This is a genomic window from Sphingomonas sp. PSPC2-2, from assembly GCF_049897725.1.
Taxonomy (GTDB): domain Bacteria; phylum Pseudomonadota; class Alphaproteobacteria; order Sphingomonadales; family Sphingomonadaceae; genus Sphingomonas.
Map to the genome: position 1 here is coordinate 478,969 of NZ_JAFCWU010000001.1, position 22,141 is coordinate 501,109.

The 22,141-nt window shown below is 66.8% G+C and carries 22 protein-coding genes; 12 read left to right on the forward strand and 10 right to left on the reverse strand.

Going from position 1 to position 22,141, the window contains the following annotated elements; all coding sequences use genetic code 11:
* The first annotated feature begins 92 nt into the window (after positions 1-92).
* The 11 genes from trbB (at position 93) to ACP7BY_RS02350 (ending at position 9,777) form a co-directional block, all read left to right on the forward strand.
* Positions 93-1,076: a P-type conjugative transfer ATPase TrbB gene (trbB, locus tag ACP7BY_RS02300; RefSeq protein WP_137900597.1), complete on the forward strand. Its 984-nt coding sequence runs from the start codon at positions 93-95 to the stop codon at positions 1,074-1,076.
* On the forward strand, positions 1,073-1,405 hold the full coding sequence (locus ACP7BY_RS02305; protein WP_033965391.1) for a TrbC/VirB2 family protein: 333 nt from the start codon (positions 1,073-1,075) through the stop codon (positions 1,403-1,405). The genes trbB and ACP7BY_RS02305 overlap by 4 nt, the downstream gene beginning before the upstream one ends.
* Positions 1,405-1,686 (forward strand): VirB3 family type IV secretion system protein, encoded by a 282-nt coding sequence (locus tag ACP7BY_RS02310; protein WP_033965392.1) that lies wholly within the window; start codon positions 1,405-1,407, stop codon positions 1,684-1,686. Before ACP7BY_RS02305 ends, ACP7BY_RS02310 begins: the two co-directional genes overlap by 1 nt.
* Positions 1,687-1,695: 9 nt before the next feature.
* Positions 1,696-4,134, forward strand: coding sequence for a conjugal transfer protein TrbE (trbE, locus tag ACP7BY_RS02315; RefSeq protein WP_137903032.1), 2,439 nt, complete (start codon positions 1,696-1,698; stop codon positions 4,132-4,134).
* Positions 4,131-4,892: a P-type conjugative transfer protein TrbJ gene (gene trbJ, locus ACP7BY_RS02320; RefSeq protein ID WP_033965393.1), complete on the forward strand. Its 762-nt coding sequence runs from the start codon at positions 4,131-4,133 to the stop codon at positions 4,890-4,892. Before trbE ends, trbJ begins: the two co-directional genes overlap by 4 nt.
* Before the next feature lie 10 nt (positions 4,893-4,902).
* Positions 4,903-5,286 carry a putative entry exclusion protein TrbK-alt gene (gene trbK-alt / locus ACP7BY_RS02325; protein ID WP_033965394.1) on the forward strand — a complete coding sequence of 128 codons (384 nt, stop codon included), beginning with the start codon at positions 4,903-4,905 and terminating at the stop codon, positions 5,284-5,286.
* Between the two features lie 4 nt (positions 5,287-5,290).
* Positions 5,291-6,631, forward strand: a complete 1,341-nt coding sequence (gene trbL, locus ACP7BY_RS02330; RefSeq protein ID WP_137903033.1) for a P-type conjugative transfer protein TrbL — start codon at positions 5,291-5,293, stop codon at positions 6,629-6,631.
* A complete protein-coding gene (gene trbF / locus ACP7BY_RS02335; RefSeq protein WP_033964902.1) occupies positions 6,631-7,314 on the forward strand; it encodes a conjugal transfer protein TrbF in 684 nt (227 codons plus the stop codon). Before trbL ends, trbF begins: the two co-directional genes overlap by 1 nt.
* On the forward strand, positions 7,311-8,336 hold the full coding sequence (trbG, locus tag ACP7BY_RS02340; protein WP_052192340.1) for a P-type conjugative transfer protein TrbG: 1,026 nt from the start codon (positions 7,311-7,313) through the stop codon (positions 8,334-8,336). Before trbF ends, trbG begins: the two co-directional genes overlap by 4 nt.
* 71 nt (positions 8,337-8,407) lie before the next feature.
* Positions 8,408-9,550: a TrbI/VirB10 family protein gene (locus ACP7BY_RS02345; RefSeq protein ID WP_212742094.1), complete on the forward strand. Its 1,143-nt coding sequence runs from the start codon at positions 8,408-8,410 to the stop codon at positions 9,548-9,550.
* Between the two features lie 2 nt (positions 9,551-9,552).
* Complete coding sequence (locus ACP7BY_RS02350; RefSeq protein WP_033964904.1) at positions 9,553-9,777, forward strand: DUF2274 domain-containing protein; 225 nt, start codon at positions 9,553-9,555, stop codon at positions 9,775-9,777.
* A gap of 36 nt (positions 9,778-9,813) precedes the next feature.
* On the opposite strand, the gene ACP7BY_RS02355 is transcribed toward ACP7BY_RS02350, so the two are convergent.
* From ACP7BY_RS02355 to ACP7BY_RS02390, 8 genes are all read right to left on the reverse strand, one after another.
* Entirely contained in the window at positions 9,814-10,722 is a 909-nt protein-coding gene (locus tag ACP7BY_RS02355; protein ID WP_081988714.1) for a LysR family transcriptional regulator, read from the reverse strand.
* 126 nt (positions 10,723-10,848) lie between these two features.
* On the reverse strand, positions 10,849-11,277 hold the full coding sequence (locus tag ACP7BY_RS02360; RefSeq protein ID WP_033964907.1) for a hypothetical protein: 429 nt from the start codon (positions 11,275-11,277) through the stop codon (positions 10,849-10,851).
* Positions 11,278-11,366: 89 nt separating this feature from the next.
* Positions 11,367-11,618, reverse strand: coding sequence for a hypothetical protein (locus ACP7BY_RS02365; RefSeq protein WP_033964908.1), 252 nt, complete (start codon positions 11,616-11,618; stop codon positions 11,367-11,369).
* A 25-nt stretch (positions 11,619-11,643) separates the two neighbouring features.
* Positions 11,644-12,507, reverse strand: a complete 864-nt coding sequence (locus ACP7BY_RS02370) for a DUF6671 family protein (protein WP_033964909.1) — start codon at positions 12,505-12,507, stop codon at positions 11,644-11,646.
* Between the two features lie 2 nt (positions 12,508-12,509).
* A complete protein-coding gene (gene cysD / locus ACP7BY_RS02375; protein WP_033964970.1) occupies positions 12,510-13,415 on the reverse strand; it encodes a sulfate adenylyltransferase subunit CysD in 906 nt (301 codons plus the stop codon).
* Positions 13,412-15,970: a YbcC family protein gene (locus ACP7BY_RS02380; RefSeq protein WP_137903035.1), complete on the reverse strand. Its 2,559-nt coding sequence runs from the start codon at positions 15,968-15,970 to the stop codon at positions 13,412-13,414. The genes cysD and ACP7BY_RS02380 overlap by 4 nt, the downstream gene beginning before the upstream one ends.
* Entirely contained in the window at positions 15,967-17,598 is a 1,632-nt protein-coding gene (locus ACP7BY_RS02385; protein ID WP_033964910.1) for an NADH-quinone oxidoreductase subunit L, read from the reverse strand. The genes ACP7BY_RS02380 and ACP7BY_RS02385 overlap by 4 nt, the downstream gene beginning before the upstream one ends.
* Positions 17,599-17,984: 386 nt before the next feature.
* The gene (locus tag ACP7BY_RS02390; RefSeq protein ID WP_033964911.1) at positions 17,985-18,758 is read right to left on the reverse strand and encodes an HAD-IA family hydrolase; all 774 of its coding nucleotides are present in this window, start codon (positions 18,756-18,758) and stop codon (positions 17,985-17,987) included.
* A 128-nt stretch (positions 18,759-18,886) separates the two neighbouring features.
* On the opposite strand from ACP7BY_RS02390, the gene ACP7BY_RS02395 reads away from it, so the two are divergent.
* On the forward strand, positions 18,887-19,774 hold the full coding sequence (locus ACP7BY_RS02395) for a LysR family transcriptional regulator (RefSeq protein WP_033964912.1): 888 nt from the start codon (positions 18,887-18,889) through the stop codon (positions 19,772-19,774).
* Between the two features lie 44 nt (positions 19,775-19,818).
* Here ACP7BY_RS02395 and ACP7BY_RS02400 read toward each other — a convergent pair whose 3' ends face one another.
* Complete coding sequence (locus ACP7BY_RS02400) at positions 19,819-21,201, reverse strand: bifunctional folylpolyglutamate synthase/dihydrofolate synthase (protein ID WP_231565084.1); 1,383 nt, start codon at positions 21,199-21,201, stop codon at positions 19,819-19,821.
* Positions 21,202-21,286: 85 nt separating this feature from the next.
* Positions 21,287-22,111, reverse strand: coding sequence for a DUF6671 family protein (locus ACP7BY_RS02405; RefSeq protein ID WP_033964971.1), 825 nt, complete (start codon positions 22,109-22,111; stop codon positions 21,287-21,289).
* Positions 22,112-22,141: the final 30 nt, after the last annotated feature.

Sequence of the window (22,141 nt, forward strand, 5' to 3'; positions counted from 1 at the left end):
ATTCCCTTGTTGCCGCGCCCACATTTCTGCCTCTTCTACTCATCCCCGATCCAGGGCCGCTCGTCCGCGGTCCTTTCACGAACGGGGACGACATGGCGGCTTCTCACCAGCGATCCGAGGCGAGCTTACGCGGCGCGCGCATGTTGCGCACCGCGCTCGGCCCCGCCATCGCCGGATTCCTGGAAGACCCCACAGTCGTCGAGGTGATGCTCAACCCCGACGGGCGGCTCTGGATCGACCGCCTGTCCGAGGGGCTGTCTGATACGGGAGAGTGCCTGTCCGCCGCCGACGGCGAGCGTATCGTGCGCCTGGTGGCGCATCACGTCGGCGCCGAGGTTCATGCCGGCGCACCACGCGTCTCGGCCGAGCTGCCCGAAACCGGAGAGCGGTTCGAGGGGCTGTTGCCGCCCGTCGTGGCGGCGCCGGCCTTCGCGATCCGCAAGCCCGCCGTCGCGGTCTTTACGCTGCAGGACTACGTCGCGTCCGCGATCATGTCGGCGGATCAGGCCGACGTCCTTCGTCGCGCCGTGGCCGATCGGCGCAACATCCTCGTGGCCGGCGGCACCTCGACCGGCAAGACCACGCTCACCAACGCCTTGCTCGCCGAGATCTCAAAGACCGCCGACCGCGTCGTCCTGATCGAGGACACGCGCGAGCTGCAATGCGCGGCCCCAAACCTGGTCGCGATGCGCACCAAGGATGGCGTCGCCACCCTCTCTGAGCTGGTCCGCTCGTCGCTGCGCCTGCGCCCAGACCGTATCCCCATCGGTGAGGTGCGCGGGTCCGAGGCGCTCGACCTCTTGAAGGCCTGGGGCACCGGCCACCCTGGCGGCGTCGGCACAATCCACGCCGGCACCGCGCTAGGCGCGCTACGCCGCCTCGAGCAGCTCATCCAGGAAGCCGTCGTCACCGTCCCGCGCGCCCTGATCGCCGAGACGATCGATCTGGTCGCGGTGCTGAGCGGCCGCGGGTCCAATCGCCGCCTGGCCGAACTCGCCCGGATCGAGGGCCTCCGTCCCGACGGCGACTACCACGTAACCCCCGCAACCCAGCCCCCCTCAGGAGATCCCGCATGATCCGCCGGTCCTTGGCCCTACGTCGCCGCCTCACAACGGCGGTCAGTCTCGCGCTTTTCAGCGTTGCGTTCGCGCCGGCCGCCCACGCCTCCGGCTCGTCCATGCCGTGGGAGCAACCGCTCAATCAGATCCTGCAGTCCATCGAAGGACCGGTCGCCAAGATCATCGCGGTGATCATCATCATCGTCACCGGCCTGACGCTCGCGTTCGGCGACACCAGCGGCGGCTTCCGCAGGCTGATCCAGATCGTCTTCGGCCTCTCGATCGCGTTCGCGGCCTCGAGCTTCTTCCTGTCGTTCTTCTCCTTCGGCGGCGGGGCGCTCGTTTGATGACGGGCCTTGCCGACAGCGCCGGCGAAGTGCCTGGCTTCAGCGTCCCGGTGCACCGCGCCTTGACGGAGCACATCCTGCTTGGCGGCGCGCCGCGCTCGATCGCCATCCTCAATGGCACGCTGGCGGCGGCGCTCGGCCTCGGATTGCGCCTCTGGCTGGTGGGCTTGGGCCTCTGGGCGGTAGGGCACCTTGCCGCCGTCTGGGCGGCCAAGCGCGATCCGCAGTTCGTCGACGTGGTGCGCCGCCACCTGCGCCTCCCCGTTTTCCTGAACGTCTGAGGCCGGCCGATGATGAACCTCGCCGAATATCGCCGGACCTCGACCCGCCTCGCCGATTTCCTGCCCTGGGCGGCGCTGGTCGGCGAAGGCGTTGTCCTCAACAAGGACGGCAGCTTCCAGCGCACCGCTCGCTTTCGCGGGCCCGATCTCGACTCCGCGGTGCCGGCCGAGCTGGTCGCCGTCGCCGGCCGGCTCAACAACGCCTTCCGTCGGCTGGGTTCCGGCTGGGCGATCTTCGTCGAGGCGCAGCGGCACGGCGTCGGCGCCTATCCAGCAAGCCGCTTTCCCGAGGCCGCGTCCGCGCTGGTTGACGCTGAGCGCCAGGCCGACTTCGAGGAAGACGCCTCGCACTTCGAGTCGAGCTACTTCGTCACCTTCGTCTTCCTGCCCCCGGCCGAAGACGCTGCGCGCGCCGAGAGCTGGCTCTACGAAGGCAAGGCCGATAAGGGCGTTGACGCCTGGGAGGCGTTGCGCGGCTTCGTCGATCGCACCAACCGCGTGCTCCAGCTCGTCGAGAGCTTCATGCCCGAGTGCGCCTGGCTCGATGATGGCGAGACGCTCACCTACCTACATTCGACCGTCTCGACCAAACGCCACCGCGTGCGCGTGCCCGAGACGCCGATGTATCTCGACGCGCTGCTGGCGGACCAGCCGCTGACCGGCGGCCTCGAGCCGCGACTCGGCGAGGCCCATCTGCGCGTGCTCACCATCGTCGGCTTCCCGACCGCGACGACGCCCGGCCTGCTCGACGATCTCAACCGCCTCGCCTTCCCCTATCGCTGGTCGACGCGCGCGGTGCTGCTCGACAAGACCGACGCCACCAAGCTGCTGACAAAGATCCGGCGGCAATGGTTCTCCAAGCGCAAGTCGATCGCCGCGATCCTGAAGGAGGTGATGACCAACGAGGCCTCCGTGCTGGTCGACACCGATGCCGCCAACAAGGCGGCCGATGCCGATCTCGCGCTGCAGGAGCTCGGCGCCGACTACACCGGCCAGGCCTATGTGACGGCGACCGTCGCCGTCTGGGACGCCGATCCGCGCGTCGCGGCAGAGAAGCTGCGCCTGGTCGAGAAGGTCATTCAGGGTCGCGACTTCACGGCGATGCCTGAGACGGTCAACGCCGTCGATGCCTGGCTCGGCTCCCTGCCGGGCCACGTCTACGCCAACGTCCGGCAGCCGCCAATCTCGACACTCAACCTTGCCCACATGATCCCCCTGTCAGCGGTGTGGGCGGGGCCGGAACGGGATGAGCATTTCGGTGCGCCCCCCTTGCTGTTCGGCAAGACCGAAGGCTCCACCCCGTTCCGGTTTTCCCTTCACGTCGGCGACGTCGGCCACACCCTGGTGGTCGGCCCGACCGGAGCCGGCAAGTCCGTCCTGCTGGCGCTGATGGCGCTGCAGTTCCGGCGATACCCCGGTTCGCAGGTCTTCGCCTTCGACTTCGGCGGCTCGATCCGTGCGGCCGCGCTCGCTTGTGGTGGCGACTGGCACGATCTGGGAGGCAGCTTGACCGAAGCCGCGGCCGACAGCGTGTCGTTGCAGCCGCTCGCCCGCATCCACGAGGTGCCCGAGCGCGCCTGGGCCGCCGACTGGATCGTCGCCATCCTGATGCGCGAGGGCGTGACCATCTCGCCCGAGGTGAAGGAACATCTCTGGACGGCCTTGACCTCGCTGGCGAGCGCGCCAGTGGTCGAGCGCACGCTTACCGGGCTCGCCGTCCTCTTGCAATCGAACGACCTCAAGCAGGCGCTCCGACCCTACTGCATCGGCGGCGCCTATGGTCGCCTGCTCGATGCCGAAAGCGAGCATCTCGGGCAAGCATCGGTGCAGGCGTTCGAGACTGAAGGCCTGATCGGCACCGGCGCGGCGCCGGCCGTGCTCGCCTATCTGTTCCACCGCATCGAGGACCGCCTCGACGGCAGCCCGACCTTGCTGATCGTCGACGAAGGCTGGCTGGCGCTCGATGACAAGGGATTCGCCGGCCAGCTTCGGGAATGGCTGAAGACGCTCCGGAAGAAGAACGCCTCGGTCGTATTCGCCACGCAGTCGCTGTCGGACATCGATGGATCGGCCATCGCGCCCGCCATCATCGAGAGCTGCCAGACCCGGCTGCTCCTGCCGAACGAGCGGGCAATCGAGCCGCAGATCACCGCGATCTACCGGCGCTTCGGCCTCAACGACCGGCAGATCGAGATCCTCGCCCGGGCCATGCCCAAGCGCGACTATTACTGCCAGTCCCGCCGCGGCAACCGGCTGTTCGAGCTCGGCCTCGGCGAGGTCGCGCTGGCGCTCTGCGCCGCGTCTTCCAAGACCGACCAGGCCGCCATCGAGCGCGTCCTCGCCGAGCACGGCCGCGACGCCTTCCTCGCCGAATGGCTGCGCCTGCGCGGCGTCGGCTGGGCCGCCGACCTGATCCCCGGCCTCACCAACCTGGAGACCCGACCATGATCCTTCGTCGCTCGCGCGCGGCCCTTTTGGCCGCCAGCATCTTCGCCGTGCCCGTCGCGTTGTCGCCGGTCCTCACCACCCCGGCCGCTGCGCAGTGGGTGGTCTACGATCCGACCAACTACGCCCAGAACGTCCTTCAGGCGGCGCGCGCGCTGCAGCAGATCAACAACCAGATCACCTCACTGCAGAACGAAGCGCAATCGCTGATCAATCAGGCGCGCAATCTGGCCAGCCTCCCCTACTCCTCGTTGCAGCAGCTTCAACAGTCCGTGCAGCGGACCCAGCAGCTCCTGAATCAGGCGCAAAACATCGCCTTCGACGTCCAGCAGGTCGACCGCGCCTTCCAGTCGACCTACGGCAACGCCTCACTCTCCGCGTCTGACGCCCAGCTCGTCGCGCAAGCCCGCGAGCGCTGGCAGAACACGGTCGGCGGTTTGCAGGACGCAATGCGGGTGCAGGCGGGCGTCGTCGGCAATATCGACACCAACCGCACGCAGATGTCGGCGCTGGTCGGCCAGAGCCAGGGCGCCACCGGCGCGTTGCAGGCGACCCAGGCCGGAAACCAGCTCCTCGCACTCCAGGCGCAACAGCTCGCCGATCTCACCGCCGTCGTCGCCGCCAACGGCCGCGCGCAATCGCTCTCGGAAGCCGAACGCGCGGCGGCCGCCGAACAGGGCCGCGAGCAGCGCCGACGGTTCCTGACCCCCGGCGTCGGCTATCAACCCGGCAACGCCCGGATGTTCCCAAGCGGCAACTGAGGGCGAGCTCATGGACGGCAAGCTTTTCGCACGGGTGGGCGCCATCGTCTTCGTCGCGGTCGCAATCACCGCGACGGCGATCGAGATGACCCGGAAAGAGGAAGAACCGGGGGCAACGTTCGCGCGCGCCGCCGTCGCGGCGGCGACCGACCCACTGCGCGCGGAGCTGATCCGGTGCCAGCGCCTCGGCGAAGCCGGTCCCCGCGATCCGGCCTGCCTCACCGCCTGGGCGGAAAGCCGCGAGCGGTTCCTTGCTCCCGGCGCGCGGCCGGGCGTGCGCACCACCCCGGCCACCGAGGTTCCGCCGACGCCGCCCGACGCGGCTGGAATTCGCTCCATGCCGGATGATCCGATCCGCAAGGAAATGGCGCCGCAGCTGGACGAGGCCCGATAGCATCATGGGCGGCACCGGCGTCATCGACCATTTCCTCGAGGTCTTCACCCGCTACATCGACAGCGGGTTCGGCCTGCTCGGGGGCGAGGTCGCGTTTATCGCGACCACGCTGATCGTCATCGACGTAACGCTCGCCGCCCTGTTCTGGAGCTGGGGCGCCGACGACGACATCATGGCGCGCCTGGTCAAGAAGACCCTGTTCGTCGGCGTGTTCGCCTACATCATCGGCAACTGGAACAACCTCGCGCGGATCGTCTTCGAAAGCTTCGCCGGCCTCGGCCTGAAGGCCTCCGGCACCGGTTTCACTACCGCCGATCTGCTGCGCCCCGGCAAGGTCGCGCAGACCGGGCTGGATGCCGGTCGACCGCTGCTCGACTCGATCTCCAGCCTGATGGGCTACTGGTCGTTCTTCGAGAATTTCATCCAGATCGCCTGCATGTTCCTCGCCTGGGCGCTGGTGCTGCTCGCCTTCTTCATCCTCGCCATCCAGCTCTTCGTCACCTTGATCGAGTTCAAGCTGACGACGCTCGCCGGCTTCGTGCTTATCCCCTTCGGCCTGTTCGGCAAGAGCGCCTTCATGGCCGAGCGGGTGCTCGGCAACGTCATCTCGTCGGGCATCAAGGTCCTGGTGCTCGCCGTCATCATCGGCATCGGCTCGACGCTGTTCTCCGAGTTCACGGCCGGTTTCGGCGGCGCCAATCCGACCATCGACGAGGCCATGGCCATCGTGCTCGCCGCACTGTCGCTGCTCGGCCTCGGCATCTTCGGGCCCGGCATCGCCAACGGGCTGGTGTCCGGCGGTCCGCAGCTCGGCGCCGGCGCCGCGGTCGGGACCGGGCTCGCGGCAGGCGGCATGATCGCCGCCGGCGGCGCCGCGGCCGGTCTGGCCGCCGGTGGTGTCGGAGCCGTGGCCGGCGGCGCGGCCGCCGCCGCGCGCGGCGGCGCCGCGATGGCGGGCGGCGCGTCCACCGCCTACAGCCTCGGTGCGGCCGGTCAGTCGGGCGCGGCCGGCGTGGCCTCCGGCCTCGGCGGCGTCGCCCGCGCCGCCGGGAGTGCGGCGACCTCGCCGCTTCGCCGCGCCGCCGCCAGCATGAAGTCGAGCTTCTCCGAGGGCGGCAAGACCGCGTTCGAGGCGACGGGCGGTTCGTCGACCATGGGCTCGATCGGCGGCGGCGCGACGGACGCAGCCTCGTCGGCGGCCAGCGACGCGCCGCCCGCCTGGGCCCGCCGCATGAAACGCTCCCAAGCCCTCAGCCACGGCGTGACGGCCGCCGCGCACGCGGTGCGCAGCGGCGACAGCCATGGCGGCGGCGCCTCCATCAACCTCTCCGAAAGCGACCGTTGATGTTCAAAAGACCTTCCACGCACTACGGCAAGACCCCCGAGCCCGAGACGCCCTATCAGCGCGCCGCCCAGGTCTGGGATGACCGGATCGGCGGCGCCCGCGTCCAGGCCAAGAACTGGCGGCTGATGGCCTTCGGCTCGCTGATCCTGTCTGCCGGGTTCGCCGCCGCGCTTGTCTGGCAATCGGCGCGCGGCACGGTCGTGCCCTGGGTAGTGCAGGTCGACCGGCTCGGCCAGGCGCAGGCGATCGCGCCCGCGGTCGCGGACTACCGGCCCACCGATCCCCAGATCGCCTTCCATCTCGCGCGCTTCATCGAGCAGGTCCGCACGATCCCCGCCGACCCGATCATCGTCCGCCAGAATTGGCTGCGCGCCTACGATTTCACCACCGATCGCGGCGCCGCGGCGCTCAACGACTATGCACGCTCGAACGACCCCTTCGCCAAGGTCGGGCGGATCCAAATCGCGATCGACGTCTCGAGCGTGATCCGGGCGTCGCCGGACTCATTCCGCGTCGCCTGGACCGAGCGGCGCTACGAGAACGGCCAGCTCGCCGAGACGAGCCGCTGGACCGCCATCCTCACCATCGTCGTGCAGGTCCCGCGCAATGCCGACCGGCTGCGCGCCAACCCGCTCGGCATCTACGTCAACGCCATCAACTGGTCACGGGAGCTTGGGCAATGAAGCCGTCTTTCCGTAGAGCCGGAAACCCGGCTTTCCGCACGTCCACATTCGCGGCTTTGCTGCTCTCAGCAACCCCGCTCGCCGGCTGCGCCACCGCGCAAAAGCCGCCCGAGATCTCCTATGATGATGCCGCGCCCGCGGTACAGACGGTCGATCCACCCGCGCCGGTCCAGGTGGTGGAGCTGCCACGGCCGTTGCCGCTGCCCGGCCAGATGAAACCGGTCGAGGAACGCCGCCGGCCCCCTGAACCGACCGATCCCGCCGCGCGGATCAACCAGGCCAATGCGGCCGCGCGGGTGCAGCCGGTGCGCGACGGCTTCATCAACGCCATGCAGGTCTATCCGTGGACGCAGGGCGCGCTCTATCAAGTCTATACCGCCGTCGGCCAGATCACCGACATCGCGCTCCAGCCCGGCGAACAGCTCGTCGGCGCAGGGCCGGTCGCCGCCGGCGACACGGTGCGCTGGATCATCGGCGACACCCAGAGCGGCTCCGGCGCGACCACCCAAGTCCATATCCTGGTGAAGCCGACCCGCGCCGATCTGATGACGAACCTCGTCATCAACACCAACCTGCGCACCTACCATATGGAGCTGCGCTCCACCGAGCGGACCTATATGGCCTCGGTCTCCTGGCAGTATCCGCAGGATCAGCTGATCGCGCTCCGCCGCCAGAACGCGCAGGCCGAGGCGGCGCGGCCGGTCGCCACCGGCGTCGACCTCGCCAACATCAACTTCCGCTACGCCATCGAGGGCGACCGCGCGCCGTGGCGGCCGCTCCGCGCCTATGACGACGGGCGGCAGGTCTTCATCGAGTTCCCGCGGGGCATCGCCCAGGGAGAGATGCCGCCGCTGTTCGTGGTCGGCCCGGAGGGCGACACCTCCGAACTCGTGAACTACCGCGTCCGTAGTAACTACATGATTGTCGATCGCCTGTTCGCGGCCGCCGAGCTGCGCTTCGGCGCCGGCGATCGCCAGAGGCGCGTGCGGATCACCCGCACCGACGGGAGGCCGACATCGTGAGCGAGCCGCAGGCCCCGAAAGACGACGAGGCGGCTCCGCTGACAGGGGCCGCCCAGGAAGCTGCCTCGACCATGCGCCTGCGCGCCGAAGCGCCGCGGGTGACGCGGCTGTCACGCAAGGTGCTCGCCGGCATCGGGCTGGTCGCGAGCGTCGGGCTCGGCAGCGCGCTGATCTACGCGCTTCAGACCCGCGACGGCGGCAAAACCGCCGAGGAGCTCTATTCGATCGACAACCGCTCGACCGCGGACGGCTTGGCCGGCCTCCCGCGCGACTACAGTCGGGTACCGCAGCTGGGACCGCCGCTCCCCGGCGATCTCGGTCGACCCATCCTGGACGCGCAGAACCGCGGCCAACCGGTGCCGGCGCCCGGCATCGCCACACCGAACCCCGGCCTCAGCGCCGAGGAGCAGCGGCGTCTCCAGGAGATCGAGACCGCCCGCACCGCCAAGCTCTTTGCCGGTACGGAGGGCCGTCCGCTGTCATCGCCGGCACCCGGCACTGCCGCTGCCACGCCCCCACCGGCGCCTGATCTCAGCAGCCTCGGCCTCGCGCCACAGCCCGCCACGCCCACCGCTCAGGATCGGCAGCTCGCCTTCCTGAATGCCGCCGCCGATCGGCGCACCGTCGCCCCGGATCGTATTGCCGCGCCAGCGTCGCCAAACGTCCTGCAGGCGGGCACCATCATCTCCGCCGCGCTCATCACCGGCATCCGCTCCGATCTTCCCGGCCAGATCACCGCCCAGGTGACCGAGAACGTCTACGACAGTCCGACCGGCCGGATTCTGCTTGTGCCTCAGGGCACACGCATCGTCGGTCAGTACGACAACAATGTCGGGTTTGGGCAGAGCCGGGTGCTGCTCGTCTGGAACCGCCTGATCTTCCCGAACGGTCGCTCGATCGTGCTGGAGCGCCAGCCCGGAGCGGACGCTGAGGGTTATGCCGGGCTACAGGACGGCGTGGACTACCACTGGTGGGATCTGGCCAAAGCCGCCGGTCTGTCCACCCTCCTCAGCCTGGGCGCCGAACTCGCCACCAACGATGAAGATCGCTTGATTCAGGCAATCCGCAACGGCGGTCAGGACACCATTAATGATACCGGCCAGCAGATCGTTCGTCGTCAGCTCAACGTCGCGCCGACGCTTACGATCCGACCGGGATTCCCCGTGCGGGTCATCGTAACCCGCGACCTTGTCCTCGAACCCTATGGAGGTTGACCATGGCAAAGTTAAAGCTGGGAGCCCTCGACGACGACAAGCCGACTAAGGTGTCGATCGAACTGCCGGCGACGGTCCATCGGAACCTGGTCGCCTACGCCGAGGTGCTCGCGCGCGAGACGGGTCGGCCTGTCGGTGATCCGATCAAGCTGATTTCACCGATGATCGAGCGGTTCATGGCGACCGATCGAGCATTCGCAAAAGCGCGTCGGACAACAGGTAGATGAACCGCATTCGACGACTTCGTCCTGGAAGCGCAAGTCTTAGGCCTCGATGGGTGACCTGGTGATCCTTTGGGTCGCTGAAAGCGACTTGGCGAGGCTGAGCAATCGTCTCAAGGCCGGATTGTCGTTCCGGGGAGACCACACGGCGCAGAACGTGAGGAGATCGTCCGATAGCGGCCGGTAAACAACACCGGGGAAGCGCGTCGCTATGGTCGCTTCGCTTGTCAAAGTCAGACCTCGCCCAAGGGCCACGAGGTGCATCAGATTATCTCGGCCGACGCGATAGCTTTCGATGCTCGGATGACGCCCGAGGTCAGCGAGGTGCTTGACCAGATAGTCATGGATTTCAGGTCCGGGATCGGTGTCGCTGATGATGAAATGTCGCTCGTAAAGGGCCGCCCACGAAATAACCGGCTTCTTCGACAACTCATCACCATCCGGGATCGCCACATAAACCCGTTCCGTCCATAGTTGTGCCAGATCACAGCCCTCCGCACTCGGTTGGCCAGTGAGGAATGCCACGTCGAGGTCATGACGCTGAACAGCGTTGATGTGCGCAGACGGGCCGCCTTCGACAAGATCGGGTCGGATGGCCGGATGTGCCGCGATGAAGGCGCGAAGCAAGTCAGCGAGGAATCCGGAAGCAAGAGAAGAAAATATGCCGATCCGAACAGCTCCAGCCTCTCCACGCCCGTGCGATCCAGCATCCATCGCTGCATGACCAATATGCCTTAGGGCCTTGCGCGCACGGATGAGAAACTGACTGCCTGCATGGGTGAGTTGAACGCCCCCGTGATGGCGGACAAACAGTGCCGCGCCGATCTCATCCTCAAGGTCACGCACGCGGCGACTGATGGCGGACTCGTGGACCCCCATGGCTTTTGCCGCCCGCCGGAAGCTCCCCCGCTCGGCGGCCGCAACCATGTAGCGAAGGTGTCGAAGCTCCATCCTTATGTCGCCTCCATTCATCTCGCGAGGCGCAGGCTCACACCTTCGATGAGGTCCGACGCATAACCGATCGCGTCTTGAGATCGCCACGTTGGCTTGAGGTCGTCGCTGTGTCTGTGTGCGTGCTCATCCCGGGATCAGCCGCCGACTACTCACGATCGCGCCAAGCTGGCCAAGCGTCTTGCCATCGACAGTCGCGGTCGCGTGGGCTGTCCTGATTGCCTCGAATTCCGCGGTGACGCCGGAGTATCCCGCCTCCGAGGGATACCCGACGATGACGAGTACGTCCCAAGGCTGGTCCGCCTCGTTCGATATGAGCATGCGGTACTCGGTGATAATTCCGCGCTCGACCGCAATCCGGTCCATCTCGAACCAATTGAGCGTGATGAAGCGCGCAAGCGACGTGGTGTCGCCATCCTGAGCCTTCAGAAATGTCAGTTCGAAAGCGCGTGTAGCTGACCTGATGGCCGCAGTCTCGCCCGCCCACGAAAATGCGGGAATAGCCAACGCAGACAAAGCGCTTACCCCGAGCATGCGCCGCGACGGTTCAAACATAAAGCACTTTCCTTCAAGCGGTGAAAAGGAATCGTCAAAGGTGTTTAGTCAGCTTCTTTAGCTGTTGCGCCCGTAGCCCGCGTGCACTGTCAGTCCTTATTGACGGACTCGACGGCGCCGCAGTCGTGTTCAGCATAATAGGAGTTCAGCGCCGATCGGCATCGTGCCGCCGACAGGTGTTTCAATATTTCGAGGTCGTTGAGAACATCGAAGGGGTCTTGGTCAAGGGCGCTCCGCAGGGCGTTCTTGAGCCACAGGCTCATGCGAGGGTTCGCCAAAACCCATTCAATCATCGAATCGGCATCTTCTGGGCCGTCGCGGCGCTTTCCTCCTTCTGCCATGTGAACCTCCTCGCTTACCTGACAGTCACGGGTTGCAATCGCCGCATTGACCTGGATCCGCCGTTGTCGCTGCAACCGGGCGCTCGATCCGGTGACCGCAGGCTGCGCACGAAAGCACGTCCGCCCGCATCGCCAAGGTTGGCCCGCCGCACCACGAACAGGGCAGACCGGAAAGCCGCTCGGTAACGGCGAACCCGGGTGCCAAGCACACCGGGCACTGGCTGCGATACCGGCGGACCAGATCGATGGCAGCGGCTTTGATGGCGCGCATGCGGTTCGGGTTTCGATGGGCGCGCATGTCGGTTTCGACGAAGGCCGCACCACATACGCCGACCACCTGCGTCACCGCGTTGTCGAGTTCCGCCGCGCTGCCGATATCTTTGATCAGCGCGCGCTGAGGTGCCGGCTGACCCTCGGTACATCCGATGACGATCACGCCGTGAGCGGGGAACTGGACCCGCTCGGCGAATGCGCGCGCCGCCGCCACGTCCGAAACAACCGCGTGACTGAAGTTGGTGTTCAGGCCCGCATGACGACCGATGAGCTCAAGCCCGCGGGCGCGATCGGCGAGCACGACGATCTCGCGGGCGAGCGGCGCGAACGGGATGTAAGGGTGCGGGCCAAAGCTGCCTTCACTTGCGAGCGCGACCCTGGCGTCGGGCGATTCCGCGAACGCCGCCGTGATCTTGGCCCGCGCGGCATCGAGCTGCGAGCCTGTCCGCTCGACGTCCCGGCTGAAGGTTCCGAACCGGTCGGTGTCGATGCCGTTGCTTACCTTGACACGCAGACCGAGCGCTCGCTCCAGCAGCGGCGCTATCACCCGCTCCTTGGCGTGCATCGTCGCGAGCACCGCCAGTTCATCGTCGTAGGGGCGCGAGGCGGCGGGCATGTTTAGAAATACCCCTCCCGCTTCTTCTGTTCGAGCGAGCCGCCATCCTCTCCGTCGCTGATCCGGCCCTGACGTTCCGATCCCTTGGCAGCCAAAGTCTCCTGGACTACGGAGCGGAGGTCCGTCGCGTCGGATTCGACCGCCGCCGTCACCGGCCAGCAGCCAAGCGTCCGAAAGCGCACGGTCTTCGTGTCGACGGTTTCGCCGGCCCGCAGTCGCATGCGGGGTTCGTCATCGACGACGATCAGTCCCCCGCCCCTCTCCACGACGGGCCTGGGCGCCGCGAAATAAAGCGGCGCCAGCGCGATGTCGTAGACGAGCGCATACGTCCAGACGTCAGTTTCGGTCCAGTTCGACAGCGGGAACACCCGCGCCGACTGATCCTTGCCGAGCCGCGTGTTGTAGAGATTCCAGAGCTCGGGACGCTGTTGGCGGGGTTCCCAGACATGGCCGGCGCTCCGAACGGAAAACACGCGCTCCTTGGCCCGTGATTTCTCCTCGTCGCGGCGCGCCCCGCCGAAGATGATGTCATAGCCGCCCTGGTCGAGAGCGGCCTTGAGCGGCTCGGTGCGCATCTCCAGCGTATAGCGGTCGCCATGATCGAACGGGTTGAGACCGGCAGCGCGACCGTCCTCATTGGCATGGACGATCAGCTTGAACCCATGCTCGCGCGCGAAGGCGTCGCGGAAGTCGAGCAGCGACCGGAACTCCCAGGTCGAGTCGATATGGAGCAGCGGGAACGGCGGTCGGCCGGGAAAGAAGGCGCGCAACGCGAGGTGGGCGAGCACGGTCGAGTCCTTGCCCGCCGAGAACAGCATAACCGGCTTGCGCGCGTCGGCGACGGCCTCGCGCAGGATGTGGATCGCCTCCGATTCCAGTCGAGCGAGGTGCGACAGCCGTGCGGTCATGCGGCGGCTTCCCATTGAAGCCCACCGACGTAGCGGCGGATCACCCGCCCATCGTCGGCCAGCCGGAAGAGGTGAACCCAGCCGTTGTCGACGAGATGGCGAACGCCCGCGTGTTTCGCGATGACGCCGTTCAGCGCGTCTTCGGGGGCTGCGATGAAAACGTTGAGCCGCAGCGGCTCGTGCACGAAGCGCTCGCCGTCGTGAACCGACTGCCAGGGCAATCCCACCTTGAGGTCGCCGGAATTGCCCTCAAGCACACCCAGTTGCCCGACGACGTTGTGAAGCACCTTGTTGCCGCTCCCGAAGGCGCGGTTGTTCACGGTCGAGCCGTAATATTGCAGGTTGATCCAGCTCGCGACGACCATCGGCGCGGTCATGATCAGTTCGAGCACGCCGAACCCGTCGTCCTTGCGCCACTCATAGTCATGAAGGAAGGCGCGGCCCCCGAGATCGAGCCCGCGCGTCCGCGCCCGCGGGGCGGCGATGAAGGCGGCGTTGCCGGCCAGCCCCCATTCGGGACGGACCTGCGCCCAGTCACGGCTGCGCGCCTTCACCGCATCATCGACGTCCGTTTTGTTGTCGATCCCGAGCCCCAGCGCGCGCTCGGCGCGCGCCAGCGAGGAAGCCTTGGCGAGCGCCGCGCGCAGTGCGGCGAGATCGGCGGCGTGGGATGCGGGCAGATCGCCAGCGTCGAAGATGCGGACCTCATCCGTCGTGGTGTCGTGCAGACAGCCCAGGAACCAGGTGTCCTCGGGGATGTCGATCCCCTTGCCGGCGAGGCCTATGCGCACGCCCGGATCGTTGAGAATGGCTGCGGCGACGCGGGCATTCGCTTCGCCGGTGTGGCCGCCGCACGCGCCGCAATCGAGCCCCGAGGCATGGGGATTGTTGACGGTCGTGCTGCCGTGCCCGGTGAGCAGGACCAGCCGCGCGAAGTCTTTCGTCATCGACATGGCGCGCAAGACGGCCTCGGCCATGGCGACGCGCTGCGCGTCGTCGAAGCCGGTCAGCCGGCCGCCCACCGCACGGGGTTCCAGACGTGGACCGATCCGACCGATGACGCTCTTGTCGAGGCCATCGGTGTTGGGATCGCTGACCGTCCGGGTCAGGCGCGCGCTGTCGCCGACGAGCTTGCCGGCGAACAGCAAGCCCGCCGTCTCGACATAGGTGAAGGACGACACTGCCGAGAGCTTGAACGCCTTCCACGCCTTGGCGGCGCGACGACGCAGCAGGCGCCGATTGAGGATCTCCGCCTCCTCGGGCTCGGAAGCGCCGGCGACCGCCTCGCAGACGACGAAGGCCGGCTTGAGCAGCACCGGACATTGCGCTCCGCCGGTGTCGCGGCCGATCGGCACATACTCGATCGGGAAGCCGAAGAAGCCGGCGAAGCCGATCGTCTCGGCCTCGGGGCATACGGTCTCCAGCGCGCGCCGATAGACCTCGGAGCGCACGTCGATGCAGAACGCCGCCTGGAACGCCTTGCGCGCGCCCTTCGAGGGCGCGGGGGAGGCGAGGTGCTGCCCGAGCCGCGCCAGTAACTGACGCTGATACGCGGCCTCATAGGCTTCGTGCAGCATCAGATCGATGACCAGCTCCGGATCGTCGCCAAGGCGCTCGTCCTCCGGCAGCGCGGTGGCCTCAGCCATCGCCTTCGACCACGCAATTCTGAAGGCGGGGTCCGCGCGTTCGAGGAACAGTGCATAGCCCCACACCACCCGGATCGCCAGCAACTGCACCAGGGTGTCGTCGTCGCGCCCGTAAAGCGCGTTGTCCCAGACGCGGTAGCGCGCATAGGCGGCCCAGCCGCCGATATCGATCAGCGCGCGGTGCAGATAATCCTCGACCGCGCGATCGGGGATGCCGAGCGCGCCGACGACCGCGACGATCGCGTCGCGCGGATCGTCGGGCATGGCGGCGACAGCCTTGCGGAAGCCCTTGATCCCCATCGTCTCGGGGTTGCGGTCGAACCGCATCGCCGCGCGCCAGGCGGCGTAAGGCGGCAGCGCCCGCGACGGCAGCTTCCAGGCCGCCTGACCTTCGTCGAAATAAGCCGCGCACCACTTCGAGATCTCGTCGATCATGAAGGCCGTGCGCGAGGCCTGACGGTCGCCCGCCGCCAGGCCGTCGAGAACTTCGGCGACAGTCGCAACCACCGCTTTTGGCCTCTTCGTCACTGGCTCTCGCGTCGCCGACTGGCGCAGCGCGGCGGCATCGCTCGCCGGCGCCGCATGACCGGACGTCGCGGCGATCGCCGCCTCCAGATCGCGATCCTCGATCCGTCCCGCCGCCAGCGCTTCGCGATAGAAATTGCGCGGCATCAGCATGTCGACGCCGGCGACACGGCGCAGCGTTGCGCTCGTCGCCGAAAAGCTCTGGTCGCTGAAGCCTAAGAACGGATTGACCGCGACGAAGTGCTTGAGCGGCCAAAGCGGCGCGATCTTGTTGCACGCCCGGTCGATGGCGGCGTCGATCGCCGGCCGTTGCCGGCTGATCGATGGCTCCACATCACAGGCCGGGCTTGGCGGGTCGAACGCGACGGCGACGACATGGCTCATGAGGGAACTCCGCTGACAGTAGTCGAGGAAACGATCGCAGTGGGCGGCGGCGGGCTGGGCCAGAACCGCAGCACCAGCCGATTGGCGAGCGTGTTGACATAGAGGCCGTTGGCGAGATGGACGTAGATGGCCTGCCAGCGCGGGGCATCGGCCTTGCCCGGCAAGACGCTCTGGAAGACGGTCACGGCGGCAAAGGCGAGGACGACCAGGGCGACGATGACGAGGTCGAGAGGGCCGCGCAGCGCCTGCACCGGGGGCAGCGACCCGGCGAGCACATGCTCCACCGCCCATTGCAGCCCGAAATAGGCGAGCGACACCACGACGGCGAGCGCGACCGTCCGGGCGACCACATAGAGGCTCGGCCGCTCGTCGAAGGCCTGGGTGATGAGGTGAGCGAGACCCAGCATCACCACCGCGCCGAGCGCGAACACACCGGGCTGGGCGGTGATCGTCGCCCCGAACAGCGTGCCCACGACCAGCGCCGCCGCCAGCACCAGACCGACGATCATCGCCATCCGGGCCGGGTGCGGCTTGCCGCCCGGGCTCGGCGACCACGACGCCCGCGCGAGGTCAATCACGCTGCCCGACGAGAGGAAGGCGTGCGCCTTGTAGAGCGAGTGGGCGACGATGTGCAGCAGCGCGGCGGCGAACGCGCCGAGGCCGCATTGCAGCATCATGAACCCCATCTGGGCGATGGTCGAATAGGCCAGCGAAACCTTGACGCTGGTCTGGGTGAGCATGACGACCGACCCGAACAGCGCGGTCGCGCCGCCGACGATGACCAGGACTTCCATCGATGGCGCTGAGAGCGAGATGACATCGGCGAAGCGCAGCACGAGGAAGCCGCCGGCATTGATCACACCGGCATGGAGCAGCGCCGACACGGGCGTCGGCGTCTCCATGACCTCGGTGAGCCAGCCATGCAGCGGGAACTGTGCCGACTTCAGCAGCGCGGCGACGACCAGCAGCACCGCGACCGCGTGGATGGCAGTCGGAATGTCTCCGCCGACGCGCATCGCCTCCGCGCCCGCGAAGAGGACCGCATAGTCGAGGCTGCCGAACGCCTGGTGCAGCAGCACCATCGCGGCGATCAGGCAGAGATCGCCGAGGCGGCTGGCGAGGAATTTCTTGCGAGCCGCGAGCACCGCCGCCTGCCGCTCGGGATAGAACAACAGCAACTTGTTGAGCCCGAGGCTGGTTGCGATCCACCCAAGCGCGAACTGGAAAAGATTGCCCGAGACGATTAGCAGCAGCACCGCCGCCAGCGTCAGGCACAGCCAGCGGGTGAAACGGCCCTGCCCGGGATCGCCGTCGAGATAGTTGCGGCTATAGAGGATGACGATCAGGCCGACGAAGGCGACGAGCGCGAACATGATCACGCTCAATGCATCGATATAGATCCCCAGCCCGACGCCGCTGATGCCGAGCGTACCCGTCGTCAGCGGTCCGTGAAACGCGACAGCGACTGCCGCCGTCAGCGCTAATGCGAGCGCGAAGGCGGCCGCCGGACCTGCCGCAAAGGCGGTCCCGGCGATGCGTTGCCGCGCGACTGTGGCCACCGGTGCCATGCCGACGGCCGTTAGGGTGAGTGGACCGAGGCCAAGGAGCCATAGCAGCGATGCAGACATGGGTGCCTCCAAGAAGTAGCTACCCCTGCAATATCGTGCGCGACGTTTTCGATAAAATACAAAGATTACAAGAGATCATTCTCTTTCGTAAAACTGTGATCCGGCAAACCGCCCGCCTTTCATCGCTAGCGGGATGCAGGTCCGACCGTAGGAAAGGGCAACGGTTCAGCAATTCCGCCGGATTGTGTAGCGCGGGACTAGTCCGCGACCGGCGCTCCCCCGGGTTCGCTTGGGCCGAGCCGTGACGGGTTGCCCGCTCCGGCTCGGTCGTGTCGAGCGAAGGAAATGGCGGAGAAGGATGTGATGGAGCCGCGCGGCTCTTGCGGCTTCTCGTTGATGGCTTGCGGATTCCAACGACGTCTCGACTTGCCCGACGGTGCCGACGTTTACACTACAGCTTGGCGGCCCGCGGCATTCAGGATCTCCTCCAAGAACGCCAAGTCAACAATTCCGGCTTCTGGACGGGCACCGTGCAACGAAAGCGCGGGTGCATTGGGCTCCCCCAGATTCGAGAGCACAGCTGTTGCGCCGGCAAAATCTTCCCGCGTCGTGTAGTCGCTCACCGTGACGATTGTTTGCAGATGAGCCGCCAGCGCCGCGCGTAGGCCGACACTCGAATCCTCGATTGCGACGCAGTCGGCGGCCTCAAGCCCCAAGCGCGCGAGCGCCCAGACATAGATATCGGGCTCGGGCTTCTTGCGCTCAACCGCTTCGTTGGCCGCGATCAGGTTGATCATGGCGGGTAAGTGCAGGTCTTGGCTTAACAGCGCCTCGACGCCAGGCTTAGACGCTGTCGTCGCGATCGCGACCATGACGCCGGCGGCGTCCGCCTCCCGCACCAGCCGCAACAGGCCTGGCCGAAGCGGAATCGCCGGAGCGATCTCGGCGAAGTGCCGGATCTTCGCACGATGGATCTCAGCGATCAGGGCGGAAGTGTCGGCGTCATCGAGAAGCTCAGGCCGTTGGCGTTCGAGATAAAAGCGCAGGCGTTCCTTGCCGCCGGCCACAGCGAGAAGTTCGCCATACAGCGCCTCGTCCCAAAACCAGTCGAGCCCCAATTCGGCAAAGGCGCGATTGTAGGCGACACGTTGCCCGATGCGCTCGGTTTCCGCGATCGTACCATCGAAGTCCAGGAAGAGACCGCGGAGCCCACACTTCATGCCAGTGACCTCATGGCAAAACCATTTTTGTTGGCGGTGAACAAATCTGTCTTATCTACCACCCCGCTCGCGCTTCGATAAAATACAAAGATTGCAACATATCGTTCTGTTTCATAAACTCCTCAGCCATGGCCACTCTCAACTATCACCACCTGCGCTATTTCTGGGCGATCGCTCATGAGGGCAGCCTCACTCGCGCCGCTGACCGCCTCAACCTTTCGCAATCGGCCCTCTCGGTTCAGCTCGGCAAGCTCGAACTGCAGCTTGGCCATCCGCTGTTCGACCGAGCCGGAAAACGCCTCGTGCTCACGGAGGCCGGTCGGATCGCCCTCGACTATGCAGACACCGTCTTCCAGGCCGGCGACGAGCTGGTGAGCACGATGAAAGGGCGGCCGGTGGATCGGCGCCAAGCATTCCGAGTGGGCGCGTTGACGACGCTCTCGCGAAACTTCCAGCTGGAGTTCCTGAGCCCACTCGTGGGCCGGACCGACGTCGAGCTGATCATCCGCTCAGGGACCATGCGCGATCTCCTCGCCCAGCTTGAGGCGCATATGATCGATGTCGTGCTCGCCAACAGCGCGCCGCAGCACGACGCGCGGTCCGATCTTCGCAGCCATCTGCTCGCTCAGCAGCCGGTCGCACTGGTAAGGCGCCCGCGCGCCGAACCGGTCGCGTTCCGCTTCCCGGAAGACCTGCGGTCGCAACCCATCCTGTTACCGAGTCTCGACAGCGAGATCCGCATCGGGTTCGACCGGATCCTCGAACTCGCCGGTGTGCGCCCGATTATATTTGCCGAAGTGGACGACATGGCGATGTTGCGGCTACTGGCTCGCGACAGCGACGGACTGGCGCTCGTGCCGCCAATCGTGGTGCGCGACGAGCTCGCTGCCGGCCTGCTCGTGGAGGTCTGTCCCGTCCCGAACCTCAGCGAGACGTTCTACGCGATCACCCAGAAACGCCGCTTTCCGAATCCCTTGCTCGGGGAGTTGCTCATGCGGGCGGCAAACGGAAAGTGATACCGTCGCTTAGTTCGGGTTCTGCCTATGACGCCGTCAGCTTTTCAATTTGGCCAGGTTTCTGAATCCAGCGCCAAGACCTCTCCGGCGAGATAGAGCGAACCGCAGATGACCACATGCGGCGGCGGCCCGTCGTCCGAAAGCGCCGCATCGAGAGCCGTTGAGACATCCGGCCGAGCCTCCGCGTAAAGCCCCGCACGCCGCGCCACGTCCAACAGGATCGCCGGATCGGCCGCCGCGCTCGCATCAAATGCCACCACGAGCAGCTTTAGGGGACGGATCGGACACAACGCCGCGAAGATGCCTTCAAGGTCTTTGTTGGCGAGGACGCCGAGAATGACCGCCAACGGCCGCCCATCGCTCGCTCTCAGGTCGCGAAGCGATCGGGCCAGCGATCTGAACGCGTGAGGATTATGGGCGCCGTCGAGCCAGAGATCGGCGCCTCGCGCTAACGCTCGTCCGGCCAGCGGGCCTGCCGTCAAGGACTGCATCCGGGCGGGCCACGAGGCGCATCTCATCCCCTCAGCCAAGGCTGGGTCCAGCAGGCCGAACTTGCGGGCCACGGCGACCGCGAGCCCGGCATTGGCGACCTGATGCGCGCCAATCAAACGACCCTGGGGCAAGTCCATGACTCCGGCAGCGTCCTGATAGCGGATGCGGCCGCCTTCCGCCCATGAATCGAAATCCCGGCCAGCCAGCATAAGCGGCGCTCGTGCGCTCTCGGCCGCTTGCCTGATCACGACCGAGGCGCTTTCGACCTGGCGAGCGGAAACGCAGGGAACTCCGGGTTTGATGATGCCGGCCTTCTCCCCCGCGATCTCGGCGATCCCTTCTCCGAGAAACTCACAATGGTCGAGCGCGACGGCCGTGATCGCCGTGATCGCCGGACGCTCGATGACGTTGGTTGCGTCATAACGCCCGCCCAGACCCACCTCTACCAGGCAGAGATCGGCGGGCGTCTCCGCGAACGCCAGCAACGCCGCCGCCGTCGTGATCTCGAAGAATGTGATCGGCTCACCCTCGTTCGCCGTTTCAATCCGCGCCAGCACCTCAGCCAGATGATCCTCAGAAATCAGTTCCCCGGCCAGCCGTATCCGCTCCGCGAAACGGACGAGGTGCGGTGAGGTATAGACGTGCGTGCGCAAGCCGCCAGACTCGACGATGGCGCGCAGGAACGCGATGGTCGACCCTTTGCCGTTGGTCCCCGCGACATGAATCACGGGTGGCAGGCGACGCTCAGGGCATCCGAGCTTCGCACAGAGACGTTCCATGCGAACGAGCGAAAGATCGATCAGCTGCGGGTGCAGCGCGCGCAGTCGCTCCAGCGCAGCGTCGTGAGCTCGCAGACCGTCTGTCACGAGGGACAGTCCACCACCGAGATCGGCGGAGCGGTTCGGGCCTCGGCGGGCGTGACCAAAGCTGGCCACCAGGTCCGCCCTTTGCGCCACTGACCCCTCCGAGCAGCACCCCGACGCGACGTCGGTCTCGAAGCGGGATAAGCGCCCCGGTGCCTCATGGATTGCACTCCGGACAATACTGCGCCGGCGCACGGATCAACCCGTCGGACCGAGGCCGCTCCTCACGACAACCGCACGCGGAACAACCATATTCCTCGGCGAGGACCATCTCGGTGGGCGTACCGCACGCCTCGCACGTCAAGCCGACGCGCGATCCCGTACGGCCGAAACCGGGCGCGGCACACGCAGGACATGGTGTCGCGAGCCGGCGAGCGAGACGATCCGCCAGCGCCGCGAGGCTATTCATCCGCGTCGGATTGAGGTGGGCGCGCATGTCGGTTTCCAGACGCGCGCGGCGATCCGAGGATTCGGCAGCGGCCGTCGCGATCGCGCGCGCGAGGCTTTCCCGGTCGGTGATGCCTTTGGCGAGAGCGGCTGTCACCGAACCCTCATTTGCCCGCACGATCAAGGCGTGGCTCGGGAAGCCAACCCGTTCGAGAAACGGGTCAAGGGCGTCGCCAGGCGCGACAACGAGGTGGCCGAAGTTGGTCGCGTCGGCGATCAGGCTTTCACTGACGACGATCCCCCTCTCGTCATCGACGAACACCAGGAGTTCCATGCCAGCCGCGAAGAACGGGATCGCCGGATGGGGACCGAACGAGCCTTCGCTGGCGAGCCCCAGCGGTAATCCGGCGCCCTGCATGCCCAGCCTCGCCTTGCGCACCGCGACCTCGAGCATCGTCCCCTGTCGGGCGATTTCGCCGGAGAACGTCCCGAGCTGATCGGTATCGAGACCGGACGCGGGTACGACGACAAGACCAAGTGTCGTGTTCAGGGCCGGGGCGATCGCATCTTCCTTGCGATGCATGGTGGCGAGCACGGCGCTGCGACCTGCGTAAGGACGTGGTTC

Bases quoted from the DNA above. Each gene is read 5' to 3' on its own strand.
- trbB (WP_137900597.1), top strand. From the start codon at position 93: ATGGCGGCTTCTCACCAGCGATCCGAGGCGAGCTTACGCGGCGCGCGC.
- ACP7BY_RS02305 (WP_033965391.1), top strand. From the start codon at position 1,073: ATGATCCGCCGGTCCTTGGCCCTACGTCGCCGCCTCACAACGGCGGTC.
- ACP7BY_RS02310 (WP_033965392.1), top strand. From the start codon at position 1,405: ATGACGGGCCTTGCCGACAGCGCCGGCGAAGTGCCTGGCTTCAGCGTC.
- trbE (WP_137903032.1), top strand. From the start codon at position 1,696: ATGATGAACCTCGCCGAATATCGCCGGACCTCGACCCGCCTCGCCGAT.
- trbJ (WP_033965393.1), top strand. From the start codon at position 4,131: ATGATCCTTCGTCGCTCGCGCGCGGCCCTTTTGGCCGCCAGCATCTTC.
- trbK-alt (WP_033965394.1), top strand. From the start codon at position 4,903: ATGGACGGCAAGCTTTTCGCACGGGTGGGCGCCATCGTCTTCGTCGCG.
- trbL (WP_137903033.1), top strand. From the start codon at position 5,291: ATGGGCGGCACCGGCGTCATCGACCATTTCCTCGAGGTCTTCACCCGC.
- trbF (WP_033964902.1), top strand. From the start codon at position 6,631: ATGTTCAAAAGACCTTCCACGCACTACGGCAAGACCCCCGAGCCCGAG.
- trbG (WP_052192340.1), top strand. From the start codon at position 7,311: ATGAAGCCGTCTTTCCGTAGAGCCGGAAACCCGGCTTTCCGCACGTCC.
- ACP7BY_RS02345 (WP_212742094.1), top strand. From the start codon at position 8,408: ATGCGCCTGCGCGCCGAAGCGCCGCGGGTGACGCGGCTGTCACGCAAG.
- ACP7BY_RS02350 (WP_033964904.1), top strand. From the start codon at position 9,553: ATGGCAAAGTTAAAGCTGGGAGCCCTCGACGACGACAAGCCGACTAAG.
- ACP7BY_RS02355 (WP_081988714.1), bottom strand. From the start codon at position 10,722: ATGGAGCTTCGACACCTTCGCTACATGGTTGCGGCCGCCGAGCGGGGG.
- ACP7BY_RS02360 (WP_033964907.1), bottom strand. From the start codon at position 11,277: ATGTTTGAACCGTCGCGGCGCATGCTCGGGGTAAGCGCTTTGTCTGCG.
- ACP7BY_RS02365 (WP_033964908.1), bottom strand. From the start codon at position 11,618: ATGGCAGAAGGAGGAAAGCGCCGCGACGGCCCAGAAGATGCCGATTCG.
- ACP7BY_RS02370 (WP_033964909.1), bottom strand. From the start codon at position 12,507: ATGCCCGCCGCCTCGCGCCCCTACGACGATGAACTGGCGGTGCTCGCG.
- cysD (WP_033964970.1), bottom strand. From the start codon at position 13,415: ATGACCGCACGGCTGTCGCACCTCGCTCGACTGGAATCGGAGGCGATC.
- ACP7BY_RS02380 (WP_137903035.1), bottom strand. From the start codon at position 15,970: ATGAGCCATGTCGTCGCCGTCGCGTTCGACCCGCCAAGCCCGGCCTGT.
- ACP7BY_RS02385 (WP_033964910.1), bottom strand. From the start codon at position 17,598: ATGTCTGCATCGCTGCTATGGCTCCTTGGCCTCGGTCCACTCACCCTA.
- ACP7BY_RS02390 (WP_033964911.1), bottom strand. From the start codon at position 18,758: ATGAAGTGTGGGCTCCGCGGTCTCTTCCTGGACTTCGATGGTACGATC.
- ACP7BY_RS02395 (WP_033964912.1), top strand. From the start codon at position 18,887: ATGGCCACTCTCAACTATCACCACCTGCGCTATTTCTGGGCGATCGCT.